The 17,924-nt window shown below is 50.4% G+C and carries 13 protein-coding genes; 9 read left to right on the top strand and 4 right to left on the bottom strand.

What is annotated here, in order from left to right; translation table 11 throughout:
• Positions 1–96: 96 nt before the first annotated feature.
• Positions 97–1,986: an OmpA family protein gene (locus FPG75_RS02515; protein ID WP_143304982.1), complete on the top strand. Its 1,890-nt coding sequence runs from the start codon at positions 97–99 to the stop codon at positions 1,984–1,986.
• An 89-nt stretch (positions 1,987–2,075) separates the two neighbouring features.
• On the opposite strand, the gene FPG75_RS02510 is transcribed toward FPG75_RS02515, so the two are convergent.
• A complete protein-coding gene (locus FPG75_RS02510) occupies positions 2,076–2,879 on the bottom strand; it encodes a 5'-nucleotidase, lipoprotein e(P4) family (protein ID WP_143304981.1) in 804 nt (267 codons plus the stop codon).
• Between the two features lie 92 nt (positions 2,880–2,971).
• On the opposite strand from FPG75_RS02510, the gene dprA reads away from it, so the two are divergent.
• From dprA to FPG75_RS25925, 8 genes are all read left to right on the top strand, one after another.
• A complete protein-coding gene (dprA, locus tag FPG75_RS02505; RefSeq protein ID WP_143304980.1) occupies positions 2,972–4,078 on the top strand; it encodes a DNA-processing protein DprA in 1,107 nt (368 codons plus the stop codon).
• A gap of 123 nt (positions 4,079–4,201) precedes the next feature.
• Positions 4,202–5,644 carry an IMP dehydrogenase gene (gene guaB / locus FPG75_RS02500; RefSeq protein ID WP_449384942.1) on the top strand — a complete coding sequence of 481 codons (1,443 nt, stop codon included), beginning with the start codon at positions 4,202–4,204 and terminating at the stop codon, positions 5,642–5,644.
• Between the two features lie 108 nt (positions 5,645–5,752).
• Positions 5,753–7,363: an apolipoprotein N-acyltransferase gene (gene lnt, locus FPG75_RS02495; protein WP_143304978.1), complete on the top strand. Its 1,611-nt coding sequence runs from the start codon at positions 5,753–5,755 to the stop codon at positions 7,361–7,363.
• Entirely contained in the window at positions 7,344–8,135 is a 792-nt protein-coding gene (locus FPG75_RS02490) for an alpha/beta fold hydrolase (RefSeq protein ID WP_143304977.1), read from the top strand. The genes lnt and FPG75_RS02490 overlap by 20 nt, the downstream gene beginning before the upstream one ends.
• Before the next feature lie 21 nt (positions 8,136–8,156).
• Entirely contained in the window at positions 8,157–10,781 is a 2,625-nt protein-coding gene (locus FPG75_RS02485; protein ID WP_143304976.1) for a PKD domain-containing protein, read from the top strand.
• A gap of 64 nt (positions 10,782–10,845) precedes the next feature.
• On the top strand, positions 10,846–12,771 hold the full coding sequence (locus FPG75_RS02480; RefSeq protein WP_143304975.1) for a PKD domain-containing protein: 1,926 nt from the start codon (positions 10,846–10,848) through the stop codon (positions 12,769–12,771).
• A gap of 33 nt (positions 12,772–12,804) precedes the next feature.
• Positions 12,805–13,560 (top strand): SDR family NAD(P)-dependent oxidoreductase, encoded by a 756-nt coding sequence (locus FPG75_RS02475; RefSeq protein WP_143304974.1) that lies wholly within the window; start codon positions 12,805–12,807, stop codon positions 13,558–13,560.
• 136 nt (positions 13,561–13,696) lie between these two features.
• Positions 13,697–13,858: a hypothetical protein gene (locus tag FPG75_RS25925; RefSeq protein WP_161596636.1), complete on the top strand. Its 162-nt coding sequence runs from the start codon at positions 13,697–13,699 to the stop codon at positions 13,856–13,858.
• 99 nt (positions 13,859–13,957) lie between these two features.
• Here FPG75_RS25925 and FPG75_RS02470 read toward each other — a convergent pair whose 3' ends face one another.
• The 3 genes from FPG75_RS02470 to FPG75_RS02460 all read right to left on the bottom strand — a co-directional run bounded on the left by FPG75_RS02470 (position 13,958) and on the right by FPG75_RS02460 (position 17,880).
• On the bottom strand, positions 13,958–15,154 hold the full coding sequence (locus FPG75_RS02470) for a sialidase family protein (RefSeq protein WP_143304973.1): 1,197 nt from the start codon (positions 15,152–15,154) through the stop codon (positions 13,958–13,960).
• Positions 15,155–15,157: 3 nt separating this feature from the next.
• The gene (locus tag FPG75_RS02465) at positions 15,158–17,404 is read right to left on the bottom strand and encodes a TonB-dependent receptor (RefSeq protein WP_236652705.1); all 2,247 of its coding nucleotides are present in this window, start codon (positions 17,402–17,404) and stop codon (positions 15,158–15,160) included.
• Positions 17,405–17,508: 104 nt separating this feature from the next.
• Positions 17,509–17,880 carry a hypothetical protein gene (locus tag FPG75_RS02460; protein ID WP_143304971.1) on the bottom strand — a complete coding sequence of 124 codons (372 nt, stop codon included), beginning with the start codon at positions 17,878–17,880 and terminating at the stop codon, positions 17,509–17,511.
• Positions 17,881–17,924: the final 44 nt, after the last annotated feature.

Genomic DNA, 17,924 nt, shown 5'->3' with positions numbered 1-17,924 from the left:
TCCTTTTTAATCTTTATTAATCCTTTAATAGAAAATCCTGGTAATCCTTTCAATCAGCATAATCCTGAGTAAGACAATCTTCGTAATTTACACACTATGAAAAAAACCCTTCTCCTGTTATCAGGCTGTTTGTGCCTGTGGCTGCAAATGCAGGCCCAGAGCGTTACCTATGAAACGGCGCCTAAAAAGGCCAGAGCCGCTTTTGATGAAGCAGTAACGGCTGTACGCAATTACAATACCACACAGGCGATCGAACGATTAAAGGAAGCAATAAAAATTGCGCCCAACTTTTCAGATGCCTATGGCCAGATGGGACTTTGTTATGTGGAACTGAAAAAATATACGGAAGCCACGCAGGCATTTGAAAAGCTCAAACAACTGGATAGCAGCGGCCTGCGACCCGTGATGGTGCCCTATTCCAAAGCATTGGCAGGCAGCGGGAATTTCACAGGAGCTTTACAGTTAATCAATCAATATCTGCAAACGGCCAAAACGCCCAGCGCCAATGCCAGCAAGCTTAAAGCCAATTATGAGTTTGCCGTCAACAATCCGAATAAGTCGGTGCCCTTTCATCCGGAAAACCTCGGTGATCACGTGAATACAAAAGATCCCGAATATTTTCCTTCTCTCACCATCGATGGTAAAACGCTCATTTTCACACGCCGCGTAAATGGCCGCAATGAAGATTTTTATATCACACAACGTGATAGCACCGGCTGGAAACCCGCTATGGATATGGGTGAGCCAGTGAATACCGCTTTTAATGAAGGCGCGCAGAACATCTCCCAGGATGGTACCATGCTTGTATACACCGGTTGTGAATTTCCTGAAGGTAAAGGCAGTTGCGATATCTACTATTCGCTGAAAACCGCCAATGGCTGGAGCACACCGAAAAATATCGGCGCACCGATCAACACCCGCGACTGGGAATCACAACCTTCTTTATCTGCCGATAAACAAACCCTGTACTTCGCACGCGAAACGCCCGAAGCTGGCGCCGATATATTTATGAGCCAGCGCCAGCCCAATGGCCAGTGGGGCACGCCGCAGAAGCTCGGCCCCAATATCAATACCTCCGGTAGAGAAACCACGCCCTTCATACATCCTGACGGACAAACGCTATATTTCGCTTCCAACGGGCATCCCGGCTATGGCGGACTGGATATCTATTACTCTCGCCGCCAGCCTGATGGCAGCTGGGGTCCTGCCGTTAATCTCGGTTATCCTATCAATACGATCGATGAAGATGCATCACTCGTAGTGGCAGCCGATGGCAAAACCGCTTACTTCGCTTCCGATCGCTCCGATAGCCGCGGCGGCCTCGACATCTACAGCTTTGAGCTGTATCCCGAAGCGCGGCCACTGCAAACACTTTACGTGAAAGGCTTTGTGTATGATACCACCACCCACAACCGCCTCGCCGCTACTGTGGAGGTGATTGACCTGCAAGGCGGATACCGCATCGCCACAGTGCCTACCAATGAAAACGGCGATTTCCTCGCGCCATTGCCCGTAGGCAAAGACTATGCATTCCATGTCAACAAGAAAGGATATCTCTTCTATTCCGATAATTTCTCTTTAAAAGATCATAACCCGGGCGTGCCTTTCGAAAAGAATATTCCCTTGCAACCATTGGCGGCCAATGCCAGCATTGTGCTGCATAATATCTTTTTCGACACCAAACAATATAGCCTGAAACCTGCGTCGGTAGTAGAACTGGACAAGCTGGTAAAATTACTGGAAGATAATCCGACCATCCGGATAGAGATAGATGGCCATACAGATGATGTGGGGTCAGATAAAGATAACCTCATCCTCTCTGATAACCGCGCCAAGGCAGTGGTGAAGTACCTGACCGATAAAGGCATTGCGCCCACACGCCTTAGCAGCAAAGGCTTTGGAGAGTCGCAACCTATTGCTCCTAACAATACAGAAGAAGGCAGGGCCATCAACAGAAGAACGGTATTTAAAATACTCAGCCTTTAGGGATTTACGGATTTCGTTGATTTACGGATTTATGGATTTGTGGGGAATGGAGGTACGTCACAAATCAAGAAATCCGTAAATCAAGAAATTCAAAAATTCCTCAACCGGCTTTTCATGATGGAATCTTTCTGTTGTGGTGATAATTTATATTGAAAGTTATAGAGTGCGCCTTCCCAATCGCCATACATGGGGTTGGGCAGCACGATAAAGCGGCTACCGAAGCTGGATGCGGTATTCAGGACATTGGCATTGCGTTCGTCAACAGGTTTTTTGTCGAATATCGCCGAGAAATCGCTGAGGTTATCACCGAAGAGCAGGATGATATCGTAATCTTTGGCCACCTGCTGCCGGCGAGCTTCCTTGCCGGAGGTAGTGGTTTTCAGGAAGAGGTGTTGATCGTCGGCATAGGGGAAGTGGTATTGTTGCAGGTTCTTCAGCGTAACGACTCTCTCGCTTTCGGCCCTATTGGTGATGTAGAATACTTTTACGCCTTTAGAGGCCGCATATTTGAAAAAGGCAGGAGCGCCGGGAACCGTGTCGCACGCGGCTTTCGCGGTCCATTCCATCCAGCTTTTATCGTCGTAGGTTTTCCCGCTCAACGCCTGATGCACAGAATAGGGGCTATTATCCAGCACTGTTTCATCGATGTCGGTCACTACTGCCAGCGGCTTGTCGCTATGCTGAGTAAGGTATTGATCCAGCCGCCATGCTGCCAGCTGATAGGCTTGCAGGCACAATGCCTTGTATTCGCCCGACTGTTGCTGCCACAATGCGGCCCAGGCAGCGCCCTGCGGCGCCAGCGTAGTGGCCGCAGGGGTGGAAGCTACGGGCTGTGTGGATTTGCAGGCAAACATGCCTAACACGATTGCTCCTGCTAAAATCTTTCTCATCATGATATGTCCGTTTAAAGTGCAAAAATAATTCACTCGCGCAACAAAAAATTGAAGCAGATAAATTGTAATTTGATGAACTAAAATTGTTTGTTATGCCTCCGGAATTAAAGTACCAGCTGGCATTGACCCTGATTCCCCAGATCGGTGATGTGACCATTAAAAAACTGTTGGAACACTACAACAGTGCCGCCGCGATATTCCATGCCAGTCAGCGCGAATTAGAAAGAATAGAAACAGTAGGTACTGTGCGTGCCGCTGCTATCAAGCGTTTCCGTGATTTCGGTTCAGTGGAGAGAGAGATGGATTTTATAGAGAGATACAAGATCAGGCCATTATTTTATACCGATGAAGATTATCCGGCGCGTTTGCGGCAATGTTATGACAGTCCGCCGATGCTGTACTACAAAGGCTTTGCGTCTTTGAATGTGCCGCGCATCGTGAATATCGTAGGCACGCGGCAGCCATCGGCCTATGGGCGGATGTTGTGCGAGCAGCTGGTGACGGCGCTGGTGGCGGCAGATGTAACGGTGGTCAGTGGCCTGGCCTACGGCATCGATATCGTGGCGCATAGAACGGCGGTGTCCTTGCAAGCCGCTACCATCGGGGTATTGGCGCATGGGCTGGACCGGATATATCCTTATGCGCACCGGCATACGGCCACACAGATGTTGGAACATGGCGGCTTGCTGACGGATTTCCCCAGCAACACGGCGCCCGACCGGCAGAATTTCCCCAAGCGCAACCGCATTGTGGCGGGCCTTTGTGACGCCACTATTGTGGTGGAAAGCGGTATCCGCGGCGGCTCGCTCATCACTGCCGATCTGGCCAATGGCTATCACCGTGACGTGTTCTGCTTTCCCGGGCGCGTGCACGACTGGCATGCAGCTGGTTGTCATCATCTCATAAAAAACAATAAGGCCATGCTGGTCACGGATGCAGCGGACATACTAAGCGCCATGGGCTGGGCCGATAAGCCCAAACCCGCGCCCACCGTTCAAAGAGAGCTGTTTGTACAGTTGTCGGAAGAGGAGCGGCAAATTATGACACTATTCGAACAAAAGCCCCGACTGCATCTGGAAGAGCTGTATGTGCAGAGCCGTCTTTCCGGCAGCCAGATTGCAACAGCCGTGTTTAACCTCGAAATGCAAAGCCTGCTCAAAAGCCTTCCCGGAGGCATGTATGTACTGGCCGATCGTTAATGAAAAGTTATGCGCGATGTTGAAATTTTATTTATTACAGAATTAGGTGTACATTTGCGTGCAATTATTTTTTAACTGACAAATAGTTGCATCATGCCTGCGGGAAAATCTAAACCCAAATTTGTGCCTGACGGACTTACATTTGACGATGTGCTCCTGGTTCCGGCTTACTCTGAAGTGCTGCCAAAAGAAGTAAATATTTCTTCTCAACTTACTAAAAACATACGGCTCAACTTACCGATGGTATCTGCTGCGATGGATACTGTTACAGAAGCTAATCTGGCTATTGCACTCGCGAGAGAGGGTGGTATAGGTATTCTCCACAAGAACATGAGCATCGAGCGTCAGGCGGAAATGGTGCGCCGCGTGAAACGCAGTGAGAGTGGCCTGATCATGGATCCCGTTACCCTGCATGCAGACGCTACTATCGGCCAGGCGCTAAAGCTGATGAAGGACAATGGTATCGGCGGTATTCCTATCGTAGATGAAGCCAGCAAGCTGGTGGGCATCCTCACCAACCGAGACCTGCGCTTCGAGAAAAATAAAAAACGCCTCGTTAGCGAAGTGATGACCAGCGACAAGCTGATCACCGCTCCAGAAGGCACTGACCTGAAAAAGGCAGAAAAGATCCTCCAACAATACAAGATTGAAAAATTACCGGTTGTTAATAAACAGGGTAAACTGGTAGGGCTCATCACCTACCGCGACATCCTGCAGCTCACCAGCTATCCTAACGCAGTGAAAGATGAATTTGGTCGTTTGCTCGTAGGCGCAGCACTGGGTATCACTCCCGACCTGCTCGACCGCGCACAGGCGCTGATCAATGTAGGGGTGGATGTAGTTTGTCTGGACAGCTCCCATGGCCACTCTATTGCAGTGCTCAACAACCTGAAGAAATTAAAGAAAACATTTCCGAAACTGCAGGTGATCGCAGGTAACGTAGCCACTGCCGATGGCGCGCTGGCACTCGCCGAAGCTGGCGCCGATGCCGTAAAAGTAGGCGTAGGCCCAGGTTCTATCTGTACTACCCGTATCGTAACCGGTGCAGGCTTCCCGCAGCTGTCTGCCGTAATGGATGCAGCTGAAGCACTGAAAAAATCCGGTATCCCGGTGATCGCTGATGGCGGTATCCGCTACACCGGCGATATGGTGAAAGCCCTCGCAGCAGGCGCTTCTACCATCATGGCAGGTTCCATCTTTGCAGGTGTGGAAGAAAGCCCCGGCGAAACCATCATCTACGAAGGACGCAAGTTCAAATCCTATCGTGGCATGGGTTCCATCGAAGCGATGCAGGAAGGTAGTAAAGACCGCTACTTCCAGGATGAAGATGATATCAAGAAACTGGTACCGGAAGGTATCGTAGGCCGCGTACCTTACAAGGGCATGCTGTCGGAGATCGTACAACAGTTCGTTGGCGGCCTCCGTGCCGGTATGGGCCTCGTAGGCGCGAAAGATATGAAAGCCTTGCAGGCCGCGCAGTTCGTGAAGATCACCGCTGCCACCGTGAAAGAAAACCACCCGCATGATGTGGTGATCACCAAGGAAGCGCCGAACTACAGCAGATAATAATTATCACACAGATAACACAGAACGCCCGGTTATGCAGCCGGGCGTTTTTGTTTTCCGGCTATCCCCGCTTATCTTCGTTGCTATTGTAAAATTTGTCATTACCTGATGAAGCTTCGCTTTATTATTGCTGCATTGCTGAGCGGCTGCCTGCTGTGGCTGGCATGGCCCACGCTTCCCTGTACGCCGCTGATATTCATCGCGCTTACGCCGCTGTTGTATATCGCGGAGAAGGTACATCACCGCGGAAAGTTCTTCGTTTGTATCTACCTGGCTTTCCTCACCTGGAATGTGGCCACCACCTGGTGGGTAGGCAATACTACCTTGCCTGCCAGCGGCGTATTTGCCAATTGCTTCAACGCTTTCCTGATGAGCATTCCCTGGCTGATGTACAAGAACAGCCGCAAACGGCTCACGGAAAATGCCGCTTATTTTGCACTCATCGCCTATTGGCTCACCTTTGAATTTATTCACCAGACTTGGGAACTGAGCTGGCCCTGGCTCATACTGGGCAACGCTTTCGCGATGCGACCGGGATGGATACAATGGTATGAATTTACCGGCACCAGCGGCGGTACCCTCTGGGTATTACTGGCCAATATCTTCGTATATATCGCATGGAAACGGTTACGCCTATACGATCTTTCCATCACGCAACTCATCCGGCAGGAAGCCTGGAAACCCGCTGTGGTCATACTCTTCCCGCTGATCTTCTCTCAGATCATCCATCCTTCGCCAGATGATCCGGCAAAGAAAAGGGAAGTGGTGATCGTACAACCCAATATCGATCCCTATGATGAGAAATTTGCAGGCGGCAATGTGATGCAGCAGCTGGAAAAATTTATACGTCTCACCGAACAGCAGGCGGATAGCAATACCCGTTACATCATCTGGCCGGAAACAGCCTTGTTCCCCAGCGGCGCATGGGAACAGCAGCTGAACTATCAGCCGGAGGTGCTGGCCATCAGACAGCTGCTGAAAAAATATCCGAAAGCAAAATTGATCAGCGGCGCAGTAACGCTCAAGCGCTACCGCGATGATGAAGCGCCGGCCATGGCGCGCCGTATGGAAGATGGCGCCCGCTGGGAGCCATTCAATGCGGCGGTGCAGATCGATACTTCTTCATGGGTGCAGATCTATCATAAATATGAATTGGTGCCTGGTGCAGAGCTGGTGCCTTATGTGCGTTATTTTTCTTTTCTGCAAAACCTCGCGCTGGACTTTGGCGGCATCACGGGCAGCTATGGCCGCATGCCAGAGGCAGACCTGCTTAGCAATCCGCGGGATACGGTGAATGTGTTTCCTACAATCTGCTATGAGTCTGTATTCAGCAATTATGTAGCAGCGCATGTAAACCTTGGCGCCAACTTCCTGGTAATCATTACCAACGATGGCTGGTGGGGAAATACGGAAGGGCATCGGCAACATCTTGTATATGCACGTTTGCGCGCCATCGAAACGCGGCGCTGGGTGGCCCGCAGCGCCAATACCGGCATCTCTGCGGTGATCGATCCTGCCGGCAATATTTCGCAACCGCAACCTTATTGGCAGGAAGCTGTTATCAAAGCAAATGTAACACCACGGTATGATCTTACGTTCTATGTAAAATATGGGGACCTTCTCTCCAAAGGAGCTGTAATATTTTGTATCTTGTTGTTAGTACATGCTATTTTATCACGATTTATACCCGGGTTAAAACATGTGGAAAACTATCAATAACGGAAACACCGCTTACCTGGATGAAGGCAATGGCCCTGTAGCCGTGCTCTTGCACGGTTTCGGCGAAAACAGCCATGTGTGGGAGATACAACAGGCGTACCTGAAAGCGGCCTGGCGCCTGATCATCCCTGATCTTCCCGGCGCAGGAAAAACACCGCTCTCTCACCCCCTGACGGTGGAAAGTATGGCAGATTTCGTATATTCGATACTGTTAGCCGAAGAGATAAAAGAAGCTGTGATCATCGGCCACTCCATGGGTGGATATGTAGCATTGGCCTTGTTGGAAAAATACCCGGCTGTTGTGAAAGGACTGGGCCTCTTCCATTCCACCGCCAAAGCGGACAGTGAAGAGAAAAAAGAAGCCCGGCTCAAATCCATCAGAATGATGCAGCAATACGGTGGCGAAACATTCCTGCGGCAAACCCTGCCCAATATGTTCAGCCCTGCATTTAAAACGCGTCAGCCGGACCGCGTGGATGCTTATGTACAACAAAGTTTTTCCACACCGCAGGACACGCTCATCGCTTATTATGAAGCCATGATGCAAAGACCCGACCGCACCGCGCTGTTAAAGAATTTACCGGTACCCGTGCTGTTTGTTATTGGAAAAGATGATAACGCTGTGCCGCTGGATAATATCCTGCCGCAGGTAACACTGCCACGTTCCAGCAGCATCCATATCTTCGACGAAGTAGGGCATATGGGGATGTGGGAAGTATTTGAAGAAAGCAATGTCATCCTGGACCAATTTATCAGGTTCTGTCAACTTTAATCAGATCAATAAATACCAGTTGTGAAAAAACTCCTGTTCATCCTCATATGTATGATGTGCACTGCCGTGGTGCAGGCCAAACACATTATAGGCGGACAGGTATACTACAAATTTGTTTCTAATAACGGTAACAGCTATACGTACAAAGTGTCCATGAAGCTGTACCGCATCTGCGAATCCGGACCACAGATCGCGGAAATGCCCTCCACCGTGGTGTTGGTGGCATTCGACAAATCCAATAACCAGTCCGTGGGCAGCTTCACCGTAACCCGCTCCGACTTTCAAATCAAAAACCTCACACAATTCGATCCCTGTATCGTAAACCCGCCGAAAGTGTGTTTCCAGGTAGGATTGTTTGAAACCAATATCACCGTACCTATCAACGACGCCGGCTACATCGTAGCTTTCCAGAGCTGCTGCCGTGATAACAGCATGAGCAACATTGTAGCGGAACCCATTCCCGGCCAGCCCAATAACCTCGGTACCGGCGCCACTTATTTCACCGAATTGCCCGGCAGGTCAAACGGCATATTGGGCAATTCCAGCCCGATATTCAATAAAGAAGAAGCCACCCTCGTTTGCGCTGATAAAAAATTCACCTACGATTTTTCTGCTACCGATCCCGATTCGGATTCACTCAGCTATGAATTTTGCGATGCCTACAAAGGCGGCTCCACTACGGACCAGAGCGGCATTCCACTGCCCGCTGTTAGTCCGCCATATGATTTCGTGAGCTATATCAGCCCCTTTTCAGGTCAGCAGCCGCTGGGCAGCACCGTTACCATCGATCCGAAAACAGGGATCATATCCGGTATTGCTCCCGGCGCCGGAAAGTATGTGGTAACGGTATGTGTACACGAATTCAGGAACGGCAAACAGATCGGCACCCTGCGAAAAGATTTCCATGTGAACGTGACCACCTGCGTGAAACAGGTGACAGCCTCCATGCCCGAGAAGTACGCGGATTGCGACGGCTATACGATCAACTTCGTGAATAACAGTACCCGCGGGAAGCCCTATTTCTGGGACTTTGGCGATGGCACCACCTTCTCCACCACTGATCCCGCTACGCTGCCGCATACCTATGCACGCAATGGCAAATACACCGTGAAACTGTATGTGGACAAAGACAGTAACTGCGGCGACAGCGCCACCGCCACAGTTTATGTGTATCCCCGCTTCCTGCCCGACTTCTCCGAAGTAGGCCTCTGCTCGCAAAAAGTAACTCATTTTACAGACCGCTCCCGCGTGGATGTAGGCCAGATCGAATACTACAAATGGAACTTCGGCACCGGCAACGCCGGCGACACCTCCAATCTCCGCAATCCTGATTTCCAGTACCCCGGTCCGGGCACCTACAGCGTAGTGCTGTATGCCCGCTCCAACCAGGGCTGCGAGCGTTTTGATACCGCCACCTTAACGATCTACGATAAACCACCCTTCACCGCCACTGCAGACACTTTGCTATGCGCCAAGGATTCATTGCACCTCTGGGCCACCAGCGACCTGCCCGGCAACTATGCCTGGACGCCCGGCAACTATAATATCATCAACCCCAATACCCCCAACCCTATTGCCTTTCCAAGGAAAGATACTACGTACACCGTTACGTTCACCGATCGTGACCAATGTACTAACAGCAAGACTGTTTTTGTAGATGTGAAAGATACTTTGCTGATGACCACCATGCCCGACAGCATCGTGTGCACCGGCGATCCGGTGAAACTATGGGAAGTGGCCGACGGGCAATACAGTTTCCGTTGGAAAGACCTGAATACCAATACTATCATCAGCAATGATCCCGTTACCACCGTTACGCCGGCAGCGCCGCGGCAAAACTATTCGATCACTGTATCGCTGGGTAAATGCTTCACCGATGATACCGTGCGCCTCAAAGTGGTAGACCCGCCCAAAGCGGCTGCCCTGCCGGATACCACCATCTGCTCCGGCTCCAAAGTGTTGCTGCGGGCCCAGGGCGGCGCCTTCTACAGCTGGACGCCCGCCTATTATGTGGATAACCCTACCCAGGCGGTAAGTTGGGCGCACCCCAAAGATACCACCACCTTTACGGTAACGGTAACGGATACACTTGGATGCCCGAAAGCGGTAAGCGCTGCCGCCAAAGTGGATGTAGTGCCGCCAGTACGCGCCTTCGCCGGCAACGATACCATCGTGATGCTCAACAAGCCCTTCCAGCTCAATGCCACCGGGGGCGTACGCTACGCCTGGACGCCCGTTGACGGATTGAATAACCCTGATATATTCAATCCTGTTACCACCATCAACCGCGATTTCACCTATACCGTTACCGCCTATACGCAGGAAGGATGCTCCGGTACCGCCAGCATCTTCGTCCGGTTTATCATCGGCCCGGACATTTACATACCTAATGCATTCTCTCCCAATGGCGATGGTAAAAATGATATCTTCCGCCCGCTGCCCGTGGGCATTGTACACATGGATTTCTTCCGGGTATACGACCGATGGGGAAAACTCATGTACTCTTCTACCGAATACCTCAAAGGCTGGGATGGCACCGTAAATGGCCAGCCGGCAAATATCGGCACCTACGTGTGGGTAGTGCAGGGAAAAGATATCAACAACAACACCGTGCAACGAAAAGGTACTGTTACATTGGTGAGATAAGTGACAAATCCGTGAACCGGAACTGCTCTTTTTTTGTTAAATTCAGATAGCAGAGCAGTCCCCCATGAAGAGAGTCTTTTTACTGGTGATCAGCTACTGTTGTTGTTATCTCCACGCAGCCGGGTATCATATTATTGGAGGTGAAATCTACTACACAACGATAGGCATGAGTGCAGATAATCAACGCTACCGCTATCTCATCACCCTCAAACTATACCGCGACGCAGATTTCACCTGCGGCGACCGTCAGGGCTGTATCGACCATTTCGAAAACCCTTCTACCGCTAACGTATATACGTCGAACGGCAGGCGCGTACTCTCCTCCGTTTATCTCTACATCAAAAAAGTAAAACCACTGATCGATACCCTGCGAAACCCTTGTCTGGCGCCGCAAGCGCAACATCTCGAAGTAGCGTTCTACCAGGCCACGATAGAACTGCCTCCCATCAGTGGCGGCTATTATGTGGCTTCCCAACGTTGCTGCCGCGGCGAAAAACTTACCAACATTTATAATTCAGAACACGAAGGCTCTACTTACTATACAACTATTCCCGGCACGGAATCCCGGCCTGGCAATAACAGCGCATATTTCAACAAAGACACCGCGATTGTGATCTGCAACCAGCTGCCTTTCCAGATAGACTATGCCGCTTATGACCAGGATGGCGACAGCCTCACTTATCATCTCTGCAATGCCCTCACCGACGGCACCGTATCCAGCGAAGGCAATTCCAATACGCCGCCGCCTTATACTTCCACCGTGAATTATGTATCGCCTTATTCCGGCAGCAACCCGATGGGCGGGCAACCGCGCATCACGATCTCCAACAAGGGCATGATCACCTGTACGCCCGACAGGCCCGGCAAATATGTGGTCACCGTATGCGTGAATGAATACGACCGCACCACAGGAACCTTGCTGGGCGTGCATAGCAAGGATATATTGCTCACCGTATTTAATTGTTCCACCGCGATCACTGCGAAATTTCCGTCTGTGCTCAACAATTGTACAGCATCGCCGGAGCTGAGCGTAGCGATCCCCAATTTCAGCGTGGCAGGCTATACTTCTACCTACCACTGGTCTTTCGGCGATGGCACCGATACCGTTACTACCAACCAGGCGGTCATCTTCCATCAATATCCTGATACCGGCGTTTACCGGGTGAAGCTGGTGATCAATCCTACACTGGCCTGCCGCGATAGCGCTACAGGCCTGGTTTCCAACTACCCCGGGTTGAAAGTGGGCTTTACTACTTCGGGCTTTTGCAAGAATACGCCTATCCATTTCAGCGATACCTCTTCCTACCAGTACGGACATATCACCGGCCGGCGCTGGGACCTGGGCCTTGATAGCAGCGTTACAGCGCCGGCAAGCCGGCAGTTTGACTACACCTATCCTAAAGGTGACGCCTATACGATTTCATTGACAGTTTATACAGATAAACAATGCCAGCAAACAGTGACGCAAAACCTCAAGGTATATGAGGTAAAGCCCTTTGCAGGCAACGACACGATCCTTACGCGGGGCGAGCCTTTCACCATGCAGGGCAGCGGCGGCGATTATTACTCCTGGTCGCCCGCCTATGGGCTCAGCGATGCGAGCATTGCGCAACCCGTGCTGGAATCCAGCCAGGACAGGGAATACACGCTGCGTGTGTCCAATGCAGAAGGCTGTTTCGGTTATGCCACGGTGAAGATCAAGTATTACACTGGCCCTGATATCTATGTGCCCAATGCTTTTAGTCCTAATGGCGACGGCCTCAACGATCGTTTCCGTTTTATTCCCGTGGGTATCAAGCAGTATAAATTTTTCCGGGTATTCAACCGATGGGGACAGGAGATGTTTTCTTCGGTCGACTTCAAAACCGGATGGGACGGCACTTACAAAGGAGTGCCTGCTCCGGCGGATACTTATATCTGGATATTGCAGGGCACGGATTTCAATGGCAGGGAGATCATGAAAAAAGGCACCGTTACCTTGATCCGCTGATCGTTTAGTAAATTGCAGGAAATTTTACCGCTCATGGGAATCGTTCTTATCACTGGCGCTACAGCCGGGTTTGGCCAGGCCTGCGCCACTACATTTGCCGCAAAAGGTTATGATGTGATCATTACCGGCCGCCGCAAGGAAAGACTGGAAGCATTACAAACACAGCTCACACAGGAATATGGCACCAATGTGCTGGCACTGGATTTTGATGTAAGAGACGAGCAGGCTGTAGCAACTGCGTTGGGCAATATCCCCGCAGAATGGCGGCAGATAGATGTGCTGGTGAACAATGCCGGACTGGCGGCGGGTCTCAGCACTATTGATGAAGGCAGCCTGGACGACTGGAATGCGATGATCGATACCAATGTGAAAGGCCTCCTTTATGTGTCCCGTATCGTGATACCCTGGATGCGCGCCCGTACCACCGGCCATATTATCAACATCGGTTCTACCGCTGCCAAACATGTATATGCAAAAGGTGCGGTGTACTGCGCCAGCAAAGCCGCTGTAGACGCCATTTCCCAGGGGATGCGCATCGACCTGTTGCCTTACCGCATCAAGGTAACGGCCATACATCCCGGCGCTGCGGAAACAGAATTTTCGCTGGTAAGATTTAAGGGAGATGAACAGAAGGCGAAAGATGTGTATAAAGGTTTCATTCCTTTGAGCGCCCAGGATGTGGCAGATGTGGTGTATTATGTAACCACCCTCCCCGCGCATGTATGCATCAATGATCTCGTGCTTACGCCCCTACAGCAAGCCAATGCCTACTATATTGATAAAAATTAACACGTTGATGTGATATAACGATTTAGTGTAAAAATATATATTTGAGATATATTATATTTTTTGTGGGTCCCTATGCCTTGAAAGATATGATACATGCCAATGCACGACTATCCTTAACATGAAAAACCATATCCCTATGCTTACATTACTAACAATGTATTTGCTGCGCCTGTACTATCCCAGGTGGAAGGAACAGTGGCGCCTTTATTTTGGCAGCTCGCGCAGAGGCAATTACGGTCGCTGGGTATCTCGGACCGACTGGGCAGGCCAGAAAGGCTATGCTTTCGGTTACAGCTGAGAAGAATTTGTGAATTTCTTGATTTTTGAATTTTCGTATTTGGCTGGTTTGTAAAGATGATGTTCAAATACGAAAATTCAAAAATCAGAAATTCAGGTATCAGGGTAAAAGCTGGTAGGCTACTTCACCTCTCCCCTTTCTCTCTCTCTTATATACTATGATCGCCGCCTGATTCCTTAACATTCCCACTACCGGGAAAACCGCGTAGGTACTGTCTTCCGTAAGCTGACCACTCTTCAATGTTTCACCATTTGCTGATTTGCACACATAGCTGATCCTGCTTTTAAAATCGTTGTGATACTTTACCGGCTCATCCCAGGCGATGAGGATATCGCTGTCGTGACAGGGCGTTAGCTGCGGATGCTTGGCCATCGGTATTTTGCTCAGTGATTCTTTCTGCGTATAGGTATTACCGTTATCTTCGGAGCGGCAGTAGAAAACGCCTTGTCCGCCGCCCATGGTGAACCAGGCAAAGTGCAGCCCTTTGCCGCTGGCAGCCAATGTAGGACCGGTATGCGGGCAACCATTGACCACCCAGTTATCGGCACTGATGCGCACGGGAGCGGAAAACGTAGCGCCATTATCAACCGATACCTGGTGCACCATATCACGGATAGAGTCGTTGATGATATCCCGGTAAGCCACATGGATAGCGCCATCCGGCGCCACGTACAGTTTGGTACGGCAACACTGGCAAACCGTTTCTGCCACCGGCTTCGCTTCCCGGAAACCTTGCCGGCCTTTGGTGGTGGCAAAGAACAACGTAGAGCCTTCGGCCTTAGTATGCTTGCGGTTATCCAGCCAGATGGCCGCCGCTTCGCCATTAGGCAGCAGGGCTATGTCAAAATAACGCTGATCATAGCCGGAAGTATCTGTTACCAATGGTACGGCATCCTGCCAGGTTTTACCATTGTCGAACGATTGCGCGTACATCACCTTGCCGGCATATTTGTTACGCGGATCATGCTGCTCCACGCCAAACAAAGCAATTATACTACCATCGGGTTTGAACAATAACTTGGGCAGGTTTTCCGCATGCGGAAATACGCCCGCAGTAGCAGGAATGCTTTGCGGATAAGAAAACGTATATCCGTTATCGTTAGTAACTGCGTAATACATCATACCGGCGCTGCCGCTATCCTGCTCCACCCAGCTCACCACGGTATTGCCTCTGATATCATGGGTCACATACGGGCAGGAAGCCTCCTTGCCCGTATGTGATAAAACCTTCTCTGATGGCCGTTTTCCGCAGGCTACCAACATCACGGCCATCACTCCTGTCATGATCTTCTTCATAAATTATCTTTTACCTGTGAATGTGTAAGCCACACCGAAGTTGAAGGTCTGCCGCGGGCCTACGCGGTATGTTTTACCATAGGCAGATTTCTCCGCTAAGGTGGCATAAAGTTTATCGCCCAGGTTCATGCAGTTCACCCAACAATCGAAGCCGTGAAAAGCATAGCCTACACGGGCATTGAAGAGATCATAACCGCCGTATTGCGCAGTATTGGCAGCATCCATATAATAACTCCCGATGTGCTGCCATTCAGCGCCTATCCTGAAACCATGCAGCAATGCAGGTTTCCAGGTGATCTCGCTGTTAGTGATCCAGCGTGGCGCACCGTTCATTTCATTGTTGTTGTACACTTTTCCTTTCTCCGTATAGGCGTCGAAGTGATGAGCGGCATACGTACCGCTGGTGCGTATAAAAATGCTTTTCAGTGGCGTATACTTCACATTCCATTCAATGCCTCTGTGCGTAGTGGCGCCAGCATTGCGGTTCTCGTAGGAGCCATCAGCTACTTGCACGCTCAGTATTTCGTTGCTGCCTTTCATTTCGTAGATGCTCACATCTGCATATCCTTTTCCTTTCGCAAACTCAAACCAGCCGCCGATCTCATAGTTATGATAGGTAGCCGAGCGCAATACCGGCACCTTCACGCCCTGATACAGGTCAGAGATGTTAGGCGGCGCAAAACCCATGCTGTAATTGGCATACAGCCCACGGTTGTTGGCCAGGTTATAAGTGAGGCCAAGTTTGGGCGTAAGCGCATTGAAGTTATTCCGCTCACTGGGCGCGCCAGTGTAAGCAGATGGCGTAAGATGATTCACGAAATCATAATCCATACGGTCGTAGCGCAAAGCCGCCACCACTTTCATTTGCGGCAATGGCGACAGTTCCAGCTGCGTATAGGCGGCCGTGTTAAGCAAGCCTACTTTATAATCTGTGAGCAAGGAATCGGTGTGTTGATAGCCGGTATAATATCCAGCGGTATTTTTATCAATGGTGATATAATTGGCAACGTAGGTAGCCGGGCTGTAATCCACGCTCACACCGGTGATGAGAGCGGCCTGCCACCAACGGAATTGCTGTTTATGTTGCACGATCATACCATAACTATTGAATGCATCGCTGTTGATCTGTCCATTTGCCTTTAATGGATCGGCAGTGGATTTGATCGCATAGAAAGGATTTTGCCCGATGGTACTGTTGCGGAAGAAAGCCGTGAAATTCGTATGGCTATTGGTATTCCACTCGTGTTCAAAAGTGCTGCGGATGCGCAGCGCCTTCACTTCGCGATAGGTGAAGGTTTGAAAACTGCGGTAATCTTTCGCAAAGAAATGGGCGCTGTCCAGGCCGCCGGTCTGGTCTGTTTTATAGTTCACCAGGGTAGCGGCATTGGTCCATTTGTTCTTCTCATTTACCTGGTATTCCATTTTAAGGGAGAGCGCCAGTTTGTGAAAATCGCTATGATCCATATAGCCGTTGGACTGATCGGCATAGTAGCCGCCAAAAGCGAAGCCCACTTTACCTTTGGTACCGGCAGCGCTGAAGTCGGTACGTTTGTAGCCCCAGTTGCTGGCTTCTACCTGTACTTTGGCAGTAGGCACCAGGGTGGGCGATGCCGTGATGAAATTGATAGCACCGCCTACGGCCTCGCTGCCATACAGCGAAGAAGCCGGCCCGCGTATCACTTCAATATTCTTCAGTGCCGCCATATTCACCTCGATCAAGGCATTATGATTGAAATCGCCCACCGTGCGGATCGGGATACCGTCTTCGAGGTAAAGGAACAGGCTCTTGTAGCCTATTGGCTGACGGATAGCCATCGTGTGTTGTTCGTTGCCAAGGTCCACCATGTACACGCCGCTTACTTTATTCAGCACTTTATCGAGGGTGGTGGCTTTGGTTTCCTGTAATGTTTGCGCTGAGATGGTGCTGATCGCCACCGGCGCATCGGTACGGCGCTGTTTGTCGCGCGAGGACGATACAATGATCTCGTTCAAACTGGTAGCTGCCGGTTCCAGGTAAATCACGCTGGAAGATGCGATGGCAGCGGCTTTCAGCTGACGGGTATGATACCCGGTACAGGATACCTGAACGGAATCGCCGTTGCTGTCAAGCGAAAATTTTCCCTGTGCATCGGTTGTGCTGCCCTGGGAGGAATGCAGCAGGCGGATGCTGGCCCCGGGCAAGGCTTCGCGGGTTTGTGCGTCCGCAATACGCCCTTGCATGCTTTGCGCATGTGCATAGCACATACTCATGCATGCAATGATGAGTAAACAACATTGTTTCATGAAATGCAATAATGGCCTGGCCAGGCGCGTGCGCCACCAGATTGGTTAATTAGGTAGATAGAAAGGATGGATTAACTGAGCTGCCACTGAGGGGGATGGAAAATGGCAAATACAGGAGCGCTGATAGCGGGGTCTCTATAGGAAGATGTCTTGGAAATCTCGCTGGTAGCGGGTTGCAGATGGAACTGTTGCAACACATCTACATACATTACTTCAAAACGTTCTTTGCCGTTGTTGCTTTCTTTGTCTTGCCGGGAATCCCTGTCGAGCTGTTTCTTCAGGTGACATTTACCATTACAATGCAGCTGTGGTTTATCCCTGTTTTCGCAAAGGTTCTGTGCAATGAAGGTTTCGTTGGCCCAATACTGCATCACGATCAGGCCTTTGCTGAAATTCTCCAGCAATAGCCCTACGAAGATACATATGATGAGCAGGTATTTCATTTCGCCGCAAAGATAGGAGAAAAAACAAATTAATAATTAAAAAG

Origin of the sequence: Chitinophaga vietnamensis (assembly GCF_902167635.1) — a bacterium.
GTDB lineage: Bacteria > Bacteroidota > Bacteroidia > Chitinophagales > Chitinophagaceae > Chitinophaga > Chitinophaga vietnamensis.
The sequence above is the reverse complement of the archived record's forward strand: the minus strand, read 5'-3'. Positions and strand labels throughout refer to the sequence as shown.

What these genes read in the sequence shown, in the direction of transcription:
- FPG75_RS02475 (WP_143304974.1), top strand. Translation starts at nt 12,805, where the DNA reads ATGGGAATCGTTCTTATCACTGGCGCTACAGCCGGGTTTGGCCAGGCC.
- FPG75_RS25925 (WP_161596636.1), top strand. Translation starts at nt 13,697, where the DNA reads ATGCTTACATTACTAACAATGTATTTGCTGCGCCTGTACTATCCCAGG.
- FPG75_RS02460 (WP_143304971.1), bottom strand. Translation starts at nt 17,880, where the DNA reads ATGAAATACCTGCTCATCATATGTATCTTCGTAGGGCTATTGCTGGAG.
- FPG75_RS02515 (WP_143304982.1), top strand. Translation starts at nt 97, where the DNA reads ATGAAAAAAACCCTTCTCCTGTTATCAGGCTGTTTGTGCCTGTGGCTG.
- FPG75_RS02490 (WP_143304977.1), top strand. Translation starts at nt 7,344, where the DNA reads ATGTGGAAAACTATCAATAACGGAAACACCGCTTACCTGGATGAAGGC.
- lnt (WP_143304978.1), top strand. Translation starts at nt 5,753, where the DNA reads ATGAAGCTTCGCTTTATTATTGCTGCATTGCTGAGCGGCTGCCTGCTG.
- dprA (WP_143304980.1), top strand. Translation starts at nt 2,972, where the DNA reads ATGCCTCCGGAATTAAAGTACCAGCTGGCATTGACCCTGATTCCCCAG.
- FPG75_RS02480 (WP_143304975.1), top strand. Translation starts at nt 10,846, where the DNA reads ATGAAGAGAGTCTTTTTACTGGTGATCAGCTACTGTTGTTGTTATCTC.
- FPG75_RS02465 (WP_236652705.1), bottom strand. Translation starts at nt 17,404, where the DNA reads ATGAGTATGTGCTATGCACATGCGCAAAGCATGCAAGGGCGTATTGCG.
- FPG75_RS02470 (WP_143304973.1), bottom strand. Translation starts at nt 15,154, where the DNA reads ATGAAGAAGATCATGACAGGAGTGATGGCCGTGATGTTGGTAGCCTGC.
- FPG75_RS02510 (WP_143304981.1), bottom strand. Translation starts at nt 2,879, where the DNA reads ATGATGAGAAAGATTTTAGCAGGAGCAATCGTGTTAGGCATGTTTGCC.